This is a genomic window from Amycolatopsis thailandensis, from assembly GCF_002234405.1.
In the GTDB taxonomy this organism is placed as follows: Bacteria; Actinomycetota; Actinomycetes; order Mycobacteriales; family Pseudonocardiaceae; genus Amycolatopsis; species Amycolatopsis thailandensis.
Genome location: NZ_NMQT01000190.1, coordinates 45,816 through 57,941, shown reverse-complemented (window position 1 = coordinate 57,941; position 12,126 = coordinate 45,816). Strand labels below are relative to the sequence as shown.

The following is a 12,126-nucleotide window of genomic DNA, read 5'->3' as shown; positions in this document are numbered from 1 at the left end:
CCGCACCGAGGCGGATCCCGAGGTTGTCCAGCGAATCGGCGAGGTCGGGGCGGTACCGACCAGGCTCGGTCTCAACCTGTTCGCGGTGGTGGGTGACGAGTAGCTGCATGCAGACAATGCGCAGGTGGGGAAACGCTTCGGGTGGGGTCAGCGCCAGGACTCGTTCGCGGGCACGGATGTCATCGGCGATGTGGGTGCTGATCAAGTCGGCCACAGCGCGGTCAAGCAGGTGGCCGGTGGCGCCGGTGGCCAGGATTACGGCAAGCGCTTCGGGGAGCTGGCTGATGTGGTGGGCGAGCAGATTAGTGAGCTGTTCGAGCGCATCGTTGTATGTGGCAAAGGCACGAGCTAGCACCAGCGCCGCTGCAGGAGCATCCTGATCACGTAACAGCTGTAGGCGGCGGCGGAGGGTGTCAAGGACCAGGCGATCGGCGACAAGGTGAGGAACCAGGCCTGGCCGGTGATCAGGCCCTGGCGGGTAGCGTCGGTGCACCCAGCCAGCAACCGCGATGCGGGACTCCTGCGCGGTGTCGTGAGCGAACTGAGGTAGCCGACGCAGCAGCGTCGCCGCCTCCTCAACATCGGCGGCAGGTGACAGCAGCAGCACCGTCAGGGCCTCGGCGAGCGTGTCTAAATCACACCCTGCAGGCAGCCGCGATAGGTCGGCGGCCCAGCCGCGTTGTTCCAGGGCGACCAGCTCGGTGAACAGCTCGGACGGTGGCTGGGTGCGGGAATTGATGCGCCCCAGCACCGCGAGCAGCGCACGCGCGTGCAGCACCAGCGGAGTGTCGTCTTCGGATCCAACCGGACGATCCGGCAAGTCCGGCGGGGAGACCTGCAGCGTGCGGGCATAGGCCTGAACTGCCTCGCCGTACCAGCGCAGCCGGTCGCTGGCCTCACCCACGGGTTCCAGCGTCTCGATCCGCCGCAGATGCGGCAAGACCGTGTCGGACAGCACCGGCACCGCCGCTGCCGTACGGGCAAGCAACACCACGCGCACCAGAGCCGGGTGGCGGATCGCTCCGCCGAGGAGAGCTTCCAGTACGGGGGCGGCAACACGCTCAGCGTCGTCGACGATCACCAACGTCGGATCGTCTGCTGCGACAATCCGCTCGACCAGTCCCGCTCCGTCACTGTCCAGGCGCCCGGCCGCCCATCCCTTGTTGAGCAGAGACTCCGCCACCGCCAGAGCGAGACGGCTCTTGCCCACCCCGGCAGAGCCGGCAATCACCCTCGCCACCTCAGCCTGCGGATCACGGTGTTCGCACCACGCCACAAGCCGGTCGCGGACAGCACTCCGGCCCCACAGCGGAGTAGGGCTAAATGGAGCGGTCAGCCAATGCACCACACCCCGCGCTCCAGATCCCCCACCGCCTTGTCCGACGGCAGCCTCGTCGGCCGAAAAGATCGGCGCGGGCGGCCGCAGTTGCCCCAGCATCGCATCACGCGCATCCCGCATATCCTGCCGATCGCGCCCCACCTGCCACGCCGACAAGCCCGCCTGGACTACCACCAGCACAACCAAGAACACGGTCAACGCCCACGAGAACCCGCCGGTGGCCAAATTTGTTAGCACCCCGACTCCGGCGGCGATGACCACCGACACGAGCCCGTGCCACCATCGCGCTCCGCGCAACCGACTCATACACCACCTGTCGCGCAGCGACTCGCTTGCGTAACACACCTCGCAGCGTGGCAGTACGCAGCGGCATGGACGGTCGGACACCCTACCGAGTGCAGCTTGGCTCGGCCAGTCGTGATGCCCTGGGTAAGGATCACAGCTGACGTCGGCCGCGAACGGCAAAGCTCGGGTACTGGAAAAGGAGCCCGGACTCAACAGGCCTCGTCATCAGGCCAAGTGGTGTAACCGCGGTGATGCGGTGCGGGCAATATGCCTAAAACACGCCTACCAACTGGCCTGTTCATCGCCGAACGAGTGAGAATGCCGAGTCTGCTCCACACCCGCCGCTAACTTGCAGCACGTGTTAAATCATCACGCATCGCGCCCGGTTTGTCCGTCGCGGCCGACGCCGCGCTCATTACGGCTGAGCCCGCCCAAGTCGACGGGAGACTGATCGCCACAAGCCCGGAAGTCGAGTTCGATCAGATAACTGGTCACCCACACGACATGCCCGCCAGATTTCGTGCCTAAAAGCACATGTCGTTCATGCCATCCATCACCTGTACCCGACGGAGAAACGCCACGCCAGGCGAACCGTGGTGCCAACTAACAACTGTCGTCACAGAGCTGCTGCATCAACCGCAACGACCGCTCTGCCCGTTCGCGTACCTGGATCACCGCCAACCGAGAGACTCATCTGAACTCGCGGGGCTGGTGGTGGCGTCATGGACCTCGGCGTCCGTCGCCGGCCCGGACAGCTGGTTGCGCTGTCCGGGCCGGCGCCGCGGAGCAACTCCTACTCGCCGAGGACTTTGCGGATGGCCCAGCCGATGAACTGCCCGGCGATCAGCTGCAGCGGGACCTTCACTCTCGGCCACACGTGCTGCCACCATCTGGGAGCGTTCGGGGCGGGGTGCTGCTGGTCGTGGTTCGCGTGTCCTGACATGACGTTTCTCCCTGGTTGGTGGTGGTTGTGCAGCACCAGGTTGAAACAGGAGGAGAGCCAGGAGGTATTGGTGGGTGTCACACGAGGTCGGTGTCCGCGAGGCCGCCGGGCCGCCAGTACGACGCCGCGTAGTGGTCGAACCCGTCGTGCCAGGCCTGTTCCATGGCCCCGAAGACCATACGACGTGCCATCCAGAGAGACCGGTCGGCCAGCCAGCTCACGATCTCCGGTGAGGTTCCGGCGAAGACCTCCTCAGCCACCGAGCCGCGCGGCCACCGCCACACCGGTTTCGCTGTGCGGGACTTCCTTCGGCGCGTGATGAGCACGGTGAAATCCCGGTCGGGACCGGGTCCGGGCTCGGACACGATGCGTTCGCCGGCGGTCCGCGTCCGATGTGGGGCCTGCTCGTAGGCTGCGGCCATCGCGGCGCGGCGCTGTCCGGCGTCGATGAAGCCGAAGTCGAACGCCTTGTCGACCGGCAGCCACAGGTAGGGCGTCGGGAAGTCGAACTCGGCCACCAGCTCGTTGGACGCTCCGCTGCCGTCGTCATCGAGCCCGATGCTGGCGTCCACCGCGTCCGTCACGGACGTTCCCCATTCGATGAGGATCGCCTCGACGAATTCGAGGACTTCCTGCGGCCGCAGGGTGCGGGCGAGGGCGGCGAGCGGCTCGATTCCGGGGACGGGCCGCGTGCGCCCGGGGCGCACTGGCCACACGATCTGGCGGCCGTCGACCGGCCACACCAGTACTTGATCCCGCGCAGCCCACTGGGCGAATCGCTCGGGCAGTTCCTGGCCGCGCGGGACGACGTGGGTAGCCCAGCCCGCGGGCGCGCGGACCGACCAACCGGGAGCGCGCATGATCCGCGTCCGTGGTGTGCGGCCGTCGAGTGTCCGCAGCCAGTCGGTGAAGTCCTGAAGGTCGACGTTGCGGCCCGCGCGCCAGACCGCGGTGGAACCGCGGCCGTCTGCCTCCCAGCCGCCGCGCTGCTGGCTACCGTGGTCGGCGTGCCGCAGGTCCAGTCGCCACTCATGCCAGTCGTTTCCCTGCTCGTACAACCATTTCTCCTTCGCCGCCCCGCTGTCATCGTCAGTCAGCAGCACGCGGGCCAATTGGGTGGCGGCGGTGAAACGGGACTCGGCGTGCCAGAACACCTCGTCGTCGAGCTGTTCGGACATCAGCAGCAAGCGTCGTTCGTCCGGTGTCAACGTCCCGCCCATCCGGGCGCGCACGTACTCGGCAGCGCCTTGGATCGCCAGCTCCGGTTTGGTGATGGTCTCGGCGACCGCCAGCTGCCACAGGCCAAGAGCGGCGTTGTGCCGTAGCACCGGCAACAGCCCATCCAGGAAGGGATCGGTGAAGCGCTCCTGCACCGCGATGGCGGTCACCACCGCGTCGGTCAGCGGCCGGGCCACGTAGTCCTTGTGGGCACGTGGATGCTGCCCCGGCAGCCGCAGGGACACCGCACGGGCCCGGTCGGCCATTCCCTCCGGGAGCCGCAGCCGTAGTGGCTGGTCTGCCCGTTCCCGGTTACGCGGGCCCGGCAGGGGGTGCCGCAGAACGGTCGCGATATGGGTGAGCCGGTCCTCGGGGTCCCGCGCTTCCTGCGCGGCGATGTGCTCGGCGAGTACCTGCCGCACGGCTTCATCACGCGACACGCCGCGCCGAAGCGCGATCCGGTCGAGCGCGTTCAAAACGCACGGCAGCACCCGCACGTTGGTCTCTCGCACGGCGGCCATGCCGTCAGAACACGCGCTCGAACATCACTCGTTGTTCCTGGGGCTCGGGAAGGACGAGGCCTGCGAGAGGGTCGTCGTCGGGGTGGTGGAAGACGCACCGGCGAGCCCCGTTGACGATCTCCTGGTTCAGTCTCCTGCTCACCTGGGTCGTACCGGCGATCACGCGATCGCGACCCTTTCCCTCGTCCATCAGGAGGGCGGCGCGACGGTCGAGCGGCACCAGGATGCCGCTGTTGGAGGTCAGGCTCAGCGGCGTGCGGACGGCGGTGCCGGGAATCGGGAGCAGGGTGACGGGTGAGTCGGAGGTGATCAGCGTCCTTCTCTCAAAGAACACCACGGTCCAGGTGCGGGAGACGAGCGTGTCAACGCCGGCGTGGAAGTTGTCGATTATCGACTGGAGGTGCGGCGCGCGGTGGCGTTCGCTTTCCTGTCGGGACAGGTGCCTGGCATAGGTGTGCGGACCTGGGCCGGGGAACTGTTCGAGTTCTTCGCCGAGGGTGCGGCCGCTGATCTCGCTGGTCAGCTCGGTGGTGAGAGCCAGCAGTTCGCGCTGGCCGGGTGTGCGCAGGTGCTGCAGAGCGGCCCAGGCCGCGATCCATTCCCGATGCTCCTGCGTCAGGGGAGCTTTGTCGTCGACCAGGTGGCGCACGGCGGTCGCCGCAGCCGCCTCGACCTCTGATAGCTGATCCTCGAAGGCATCGGAGGGATCGCCGTCCGCGGTGTGGGTGAGGTAGAAGTCCGTCTCGACGGTCGCCGAGGTCACCGAGATCGGGTGCCGCTTCGTGCCGGGCAGTTCGACCCGCGTCAGCTGCGGATGCCCGCGCCCAGCGCGCTGTGCACGCGCGAACCGGGTGAGGTGAGAACGGGGAACGGTGTGATGGGACCGCTTGCGCTGTTGCTTGGTCACTTCAGTTCCATTCGCCTCGCGGGTGCCCGGCCCAAGTATCCGCCGATTCGTCACGACACGAGCAGAACGCTACTCGCCTCGACGCGCAGCGCGACAGACCCCGCATCGGCCATCCTCCTTGTCGCCGATGTCCCGGCCGCGCGCCGTCCAAGCGCACCGCACCGAAGCCCCGGACACGATGCCAACGATCACCTGTGGTTCGTGCCAACTATTGCCCCGGCGCGAAATCAGTGCAACCGGATCTTGTCGAACGGCCACGGGCGGTGCGGCATGACAGGCGGACCGCCCTCGGTGCGTTTCGCGTCGGGGTCGATCATCTCGGGCCAGCTGTGCTGGTCGAGGCTGTAGGCGATCTCCGGTTGCGGGCCGGTGGTGATCGGGGTGCCGTTGCTGTGCAGCTGGGGTGTGGACAGGGTCACCGAGTAGGCCGGAAGAAGGGTTGCGGGGTCGAGGAAATACCGCTTCTTGAAGCCTTGCCCGGCGCCGATGTTGATGCTGTAGGGCTGGTCGTAGGGGCTCTTTCCCGTCTGGGCGAACGCGGCGTTCAAGAATGCCGCGCCCCTCGTGCTGTCCGTGTCCGTGCCATCGGGCTGCGGCACGAGGGTGACGTCGAGCTGGATGTAGGTCTTTCCGTTCTTGCCCGTGATGGATTCGGGGCGCGCCACTTGGATCAGGTTCGGTACGTGGTCGAGATACGAGATGAACTTGTCCATCGCCTGGCCTGACAGGCCCGAGGGCGCCAGCCCGTCGGTGACGTGGTTGTTGGCCACGAGCTTGCCTGGTTTCATCCGGTCTGGGCAGTTGCTGGCGCGCGGGTTCTCCTCGATCTTCCACGTGGCCGGGCGGTCGGTGGAGCGGCTCCCCGAGTACGTTCCTTCCCGCGCCGGGCCGGAGGCTGGGCCGACACAGCGGAGGAAGACGTAGGTGTCGATCGCGTTGTTGACGTCGATGCTGGTGTCGTCCCGCGTGAACTCGCGGGTGCGCCAGTCGATGACCGACCGGATCACGGAGTGCGCCGCCGGGTAGGACGTGTCGTATTCCTGTGTGGACTGGTACCAGCGGTTGACCACGTCGGTGACCGGACGGGCAGCTTGCCGTTTAAGCGTGACCCACAGCAGCACCCTGGGGTCGACTCCCCCGAGTTGCTGGCCGGACAGCTCCGTGCCGTCCGGTACGCCGGGCAGGCTCGACGGGTACTGCCGGCTTTCGCCGGCGGGGATGTTGATCCCGTACATGACCGGATCGGTGACCGAACCCGACCCGAGGTCCGCCGACCCCGGTGTCTTGTCCTTTGCCGACGGTGACATCCACGAGCGGACGACGGCGGTGCCGGCGAACGCGAGCACGGCGACCACGACGAGCGTGAGCGTGACTTTCAGGACACGGTGGCGCTTCTTGCGCGGCGGTGTCTCCGGCGCAGGAAAGGGACGGGGCGGCGGCGAGCCGACTGGCGGGAAGAGCGAGTGGGTGCCACCACCTGTGTGCGGCACGAATCCCTGATGCGGATGCTGATTCCGCGGGCCGTAGTTCCCCTGCCCCGGTGGATAGTGGCCGTTCATGTCTTTTTGTTCCTCCCCTGTGCGTGGCACGTGCTGGTGGATCGGTGTGGATTCTGTCCGGCTCCCGGCGGCGGAGAGCCTCTGCTTCGTCGGTGCGGTGTGTCCTGGGCGTGCGGAGATGGTCGTTGTCTCGTCCGGTGGCAACGGCACCGGGCTTGGACGATCTCTACGATCAAACCCGGTAGTGAATTGACAGAGGAAGGATCGAGTCCGCCGTGCCCACCGACGACGACATCGTTCAGTTCGACGCAGGGTTCCTCAGCGACCCAGACGTCGCCTACACGAAGCTTCGCGCCGAGAAACCCGTGCACCGCGCGGTCACGCCCGACGGGTCCCCGGTGTGGCTCGTGACGCGCTATGACGACGTCCGCGCCGCACTCGCGGATCCGCGCCTGTCGCTGGATAAACGCAACGCGGGCAACGGCTACCAGGGCTTCAACCTGCCGCCGGAGCTGGACGCGAATCTGCTCAATATGGACGCGCCCGACCACACCCGCCTGCGGCCGATCCTCGGACGCGGCTTCACCCGCGCCCGCGTCGAAAGCCTGCGCCCCCGGATCCGGGAGATCGCCGACGGACTGCTCTCCGCCCTCCCCGACACCGGTGAGGTGGACCTGATCGAGACGTTCGCCGCGCCGCTGCCGATCGCCGTGATCTGTGAACTGCTCGGGATCCCCGTCGCGGACCGTCCCGACTTCCGGTCCTGGACCGACCGCATGCTTGCCCCCACCGGCCCCGAAGACGTCGGGCTCGCGGTGAAATCCCTGTGGCGGTATCTGCTGGGGCTCGCGGCGGCGAAACGCGCCGAACCCGGCGAGGACCTGATCAGCGCGCTGATCGACGAGCGCGACGTCGAAGACCGGATGTCCGAAGCGGAGCTGATCAGCGCGCTGTTCCTCGTCCTCGGCGCCGGGTACGAGAACGTGGTGCACCAGATCGGCAACGGCCTCGCCGCGTTGCTCGCCCGGCCGCACCTCCTCGCGCGACTGCGCGCGGACCGCACGCTGCTTTCGTCCACGGTGGATGAACTGGTGCGGTTCTCCTCGCCGTCGCAGCTCGCGATCCGCCGCTTCCCCACCGTCGACGTCGTCATCGGCGGGACCAGGATCCCCGCCGGGGACACGGTGTTGCTGTCGCTGGCCTCGGCCGGCCGCGATCCGGACCGTTTCGCCGACCCGGACGATCTCGACCTGCGCCGGACGGACAACCCGCATCTCGGATTCGGGCATGGACCGCACTACTGCGTCGGCGCGCCGCTGGCCCGGATCGAGATCGAGGTCGGCCTGGCCGCGCTGCTCGACCGGTACTCGGACCTGACCTCGGCGGTCCCCCACGACCGCCTGCGCTGGCGGCCGTCGTTCCGCAACCGCGGCCTGCTCGCTCTTCCTGTTCACGTCGCCTAGTCCTCGTCAGCGAATAACCCGGCGCATCCGGGCCGCTGGTGACGATCGCGCGTAGCGGCGATCAGGGCGCAGGCCCGCAGTATGGCTGCGGCGCGCAGTGCACGGAACTGCTGCCGGGTGCGAGCGGCTGTCATGACCGGCAGGGGGCGAGTGTGGTGGTGGAGCGCTCGGGGCGCGGACGCAGGGAGCGGCGCACGTGGCGGATGGTGCGGCTGAACCGGAACGCCACTGCGACCGTCGCCAGGTGGCGGGCTTCGTCGAACGGGGTGGCCCCGATCCTGTCGTGGTTGACGTAGTCGACTCTCGGGGATTCCGGGTGCGGGCGCCGCTGCTGAGCGCGGAAGGCGTCGAGACCGGTCGCCAGGGCTGCGGCTTCGCAGAGCGCGAGGCTGTGCTCGTGGGCGGGTTCTCGACGTGATCGAGCGGCGGCGACGAGCTGGGCGTCTGGGTGGACATAGGGCGCCAGGCGCAGCTGGACGTCCCGGATCTCGATGACCCTGCGATACAGCATCGTCGTCCGGCCACAGACGGTGACGTTGACGACGACACCCGGGACGGCGCGGACCAGGGGGCGCCACAGCATGCTGACCAGGGCCAGTGCCACCATGACCCGGAGATGGGCTATCGGCCGGAGCAGACACCTCGCGGCTCGGGTCCGTAGCAGCGGTGGCATCCACTCCGGGAAGGACACCCCGAGAGCCACGAGCGCGGCGCAGAGCCCGGGCAGCACGGTGGCGCCGATCAGGGGCGCGCCGATCGGCCAGCCGGTGTGCAGGGCGAGGACATCGATCGCCCGGGTCAGCAGCCACAGATAGCCGCAGGTCAGCCCGAGCTGCGTCAGCCGGAAGCCTGTGCGGGCGATGATCGTGGTCGACGGCGCGTGGAAGTAGCGGTGCCCGAGCCGGTGAAACGTCGCCATTGCCCAGGTCAGGTACCCGGCGTAGACGGCCAGGTACATGTCGATGAGCGGCTCCCCACCGTAGGTCGAGACGAACGCTGTGGTCGGCGCGGTGTTCGCGGCGTCGAGCAGAAGCGCCATCGCCAGCGCGCCCGCCAGGAACACCGCGGTGTGGCCGGTGATCCGGCGATGCGGGTGCGGATCCCGGCCGGGAGCCATCGTCGACAGCGCGAGCAGGCAGTTCGCGGCCCCCATCGCCACCACGTCCCCCACCAGCCGTGCCAGGTTCGGCACAGCCTCGTACCGGAGGGCCAAGCGGGCCGTGGCGGGGGCTCCGAGCGTCAGCGCGGCGGCGAGCAGCAGCAGGCCGAAGATCAGGAATTGCCGCGCCCGAGTCCGGGGACGGCCGGAGTCTCGTGCGGCCAGGTACTTCGTCACGGCGGCGGCGCTCGCGAGCAGCGCACCGCTGTAGCTGAGCACGTCATTCACTCGCAGCCTCGCGAGCGTCGTCAGCGTTCATGTGATCTCCCATCCCCGACCACGAGTCTGGTGTCACCCTGCGCCGCTGGGCTAGTACCTGCTGTTTCGAGCTCGATGAAACAAGCGTGGCGGTCGCCGCCCGCGTAAGCACCGTCGACGACCTGCCCGCGTCTCCCCGTGTGCGGTCTGATGTGGACATCGTTCATTTCCCCGCTGACCGACGTCGATGTGTGGCACGATCATGAAAGGTCAGACGGAAGAAGGGGCGGAATGCCGGCAAACTCCGACCGCGAGGGCTCCAAGCCCCCCACGGCCGCCGAGCAATACGGCAAAGCGCAGAAGTTCTGGCGAAGGAAGCGCGGGCTAACCTTGCGCGAGCTGGACGCCATGAAGGTGGGCTACAGCTACAGCATGCTCGGCCGGATGGAGACCGGTAAGCAAAAGCCCACGATGGAGGGCGCGGTCCTCATCGACCAGGCACTGGGCGCCGACGGTGTGCTCATCAGCCTGGCGACCGCGGCCCGGGCCGAACCCTACGCCGGGCTTCCCCCGGCGACCCCGCATTTCGTCGGCCGCAAGGACGCTCTCGCAGAGCTCACCACCGAGCTGATCGACAAAGCGCGTCCGGACCGGTCAACGGTCACTTTCGTCTCCGGGCCGCCAGGTGTGGGCAAGTCCGCCGTGCTGCGCCAATGGGCCAACACGCATGAAAAGAAGTTCCAGCTGGTGCTGTACGCAGACCTGCACGGATTCGGCCCGCGGGCACCTTCCCAGGCCGGGGACATCCTCGAGGCACTGCTGCGCGGCCTGGGGGTCGACGACACCCGCCTCCCGAGCGCCGACGAGATGCGCCTGGCGCTGCTCCAAGGGCATCTGCGGGCGCTGGACATGTCCGACAAACGGGTGCTCATCGTGCTGGACAACGCGAAGAACTCCAGCCAGGTCAGCCAGGTCCTTCCCGGAACACGCAACGCCTCAGTTCTGGTAGCCAGCCGGGTATGGCTCGGAGGACTGGTGATGTCCTCGAAAGCGGAAGGCATCAATCTCGGGTCCATGGGCAAGTTCGACGCGATCTCGCTGATCCGCAGCTTCGTCGGTGACGAGCGGGTCGATGCCGAACCTGACGCGGCCGCGCGCCTGGCGACCCTGTGCGGGATGCTGCCGCTAGCCCTGACGATCGGCGCCGAACAGGTCGCCTCCAACGAAACGCTGACCATCAGCCAGCACGTGGACAATCTGGCCAACCAGGCCCTGGAACTACAGGTCGAGGACGACGTCGACAGCGGCGTCCGCGCGGCCTTTGGCTACTCCTACAGTCGCCTCAACGCGTCGCAAGCCCAGGCGTTCCGGCTGTGCGGGCTGCACCCTGGCCAGCAGTTCAGCTCGGCCTCCGCCGGCGCGCTGATCGGGGTCCCGAGCGGCGAGGCGAATCGCCTGCTGGAGCAACTGGTGCAGTACTCACTGCTGGAGCAGGTCGCGTTGCATACCTTCCGGCTGCACGACCTGCTCCGGGTCTTCGCGGCCGAGGAAGCACACCGTCCCGAGTGGACCGACGAACGGGAGACCGCCGCCGACCGCGTGGTGCAGTGGTATCTCTACGCCGCCAACGCAGCATCCTGGCGCATCACCCCGAAACGACCCGACCATCACATCCATCTTCCACCGCCACCGGACGGGATCGAGCCGCCACAGTTCAAGTCGTTCGATGATGCCTACAAGTGGTGTCAGCAGGAATTGCCGACGATCGCGGGCATCGCGGAAATGGCCTCCAAGCGGGGTTTGCTATTTCCTGCATGGCGGATCCCAGTGGAGTTCTTCGATTTCTACATCCATAGCCGCCCGGTGTCGGCGTGGATCGAGGGACACGAGCTTGCCTACGCGGCCGCCGAGACATCCGGTGAACCACTACGAATCGCCCAGGCCGCCGAAGAACTCGCCGAGGGCTACCTGCGACGCGGGAGCGCTCCGGACCTCGAGCGCGCCTGGCGGCTCGACGAACGCGCCATCGAGGTGTGCCAGGATCTGGAACCGAATCGGTTCGTCGCGTTCGCGTACGTGGAGATGGGCAATATCGAGTTCGAGCGGGGGAACTACGCGGAGTCCGCGCGGTGGTGCGAAAAGGGCGTCGCCGTGGCGCAGGCCGCCGGGGCGTTTATTGGAGAGACCTTGTCCCGAACGCACCTGGGCTCCGCCTATCGCGAGCTCGCCCGGTTCGATCTCGCGATCGAGCACGGCACCTGCGCAGTGGAGATGCTGGTACGGGCTGACGATCTGCACGGCGTGGCCTTCGCGGCCGTGCCCCTAGCCCGCACCCACAGGCTCGCCGGAAATCTCGACGCCGCACTGCGCTACTGCGAGCAGGCACAGGAGGCCTACAAGACGACCAGCGATCCGCAGGGGTTCGCCGAAGCGCTCGGGGAGAAAGCTCTCGTGCTCTTCGAGCTCGGAGAGCACGCGGCGGCCAAGGAGGCGTACCGCAGCGCGCTGTTCCGGCTTCGCGAGCTGGATCTGCGCAAGGTCTCGGCACTCCAGGCCGATTGGGCCACCCTCACATCCGACGAGTGAGCGCCGGT

General features: G+C 67.7%; 8 protein-coding genes. 2 read left to right on the top strand and 6 right to left on the bottom strand.

Annotated elements, in window-relative coordinates; all coding sequences use genetic code 11:
- The 5 genes from CFP71_RS40775 to CFP71_RS40760 all read right to left on the bottom strand — a co-directional run.
- Nucleotides 1-1,606: hypothetical protein (locus CFP71_RS40775; protein WP_143267264.1), on the bottom strand; the 1,606-nt coding region annotated here is incomplete at its 3' end.
- A gap of 811 nt (nucleotides 1,607-2,417) precedes the next feature.
- Complete coding sequence (locus tag CFP71_RS44485; RefSeq protein WP_167406462.1) at nucleotides 2,418-2,567, bottom strand: hypothetical protein; 150 nt, start codon at nucleotides 2,565-2,567, stop codon at nucleotides 2,418-2,420.
- A 77-nt stretch (nucleotides 2,568-2,644) separates the two neighbouring features.
- Entirely contained in the window at nucleotides 2,645-4,306 is a 1,662-nt protein-coding gene (locus tag CFP71_RS40770; protein WP_093939239.1) for a hypothetical protein, read from the bottom strand.
- 4 nt (nucleotides 4,307-4,310) lie between these two features.
- On the bottom strand, nucleotides 4,311-5,213 hold the full coding sequence (locus tag CFP71_RS40765; RefSeq protein WP_167406461.1) for a DUF4238 domain-containing protein: 903 nt from the start codon (nucleotides 5,211-5,213) through the stop codon (nucleotides 4,311-4,313).
- Nucleotides 5,214-5,440: 227 nt separating this feature from the next.
- Entirely contained in the window at nucleotides 5,441-6,772 is a 1,332-nt protein-coding gene (locus CFP71_RS40760) for a hypothetical protein (protein ID WP_093939237.1), read from the bottom strand.
- A 215-nt stretch (nucleotides 6,773-6,987) separates the two neighbouring features.
- Between CFP71_RS40760 and CFP71_RS40755 the strand changes: the two genes are divergently transcribed.
- Nucleotides 6,988-8,175, top strand: a complete 1,188-nt coding sequence (locus CFP71_RS40755; protein ID WP_244200018.1) for a cytochrome P450 family protein — start codon at nucleotides 6,988-6,990, stop codon at nucleotides 8,173-8,175.
- Between the two features lie 130 nt (nucleotides 8,176-8,305).
- Here the strand turns inward: CFP71_RS40755 and CFP71_RS40750 are convergent, their stop codons facing one another.
- On the bottom strand, nucleotides 8,306-9,562 hold the full coding sequence (locus CFP71_RS40750; protein WP_093939236.1) for an MAB_1171c family putative transporter: 1,257 nt from the start codon (nucleotides 9,560-9,562) through the stop codon (nucleotides 8,306-8,308).
- Nucleotides 9,563-9,823: 261 nt separating this feature from the next.
- On the opposite strand from CFP71_RS40750, the gene CFP71_RS40745 reads away from it, so the two are divergent.
- Complete coding sequence (locus CFP71_RS40745; RefSeq protein ID WP_167406460.1) at nucleotides 9,824-12,118, top strand: AAA family ATPase; 2,295 nt, start codon at nucleotides 9,824-9,826, stop codon at nucleotides 12,116-12,118.
- Nucleotides 12,119-12,126: the final 8 nt, after the last annotated feature.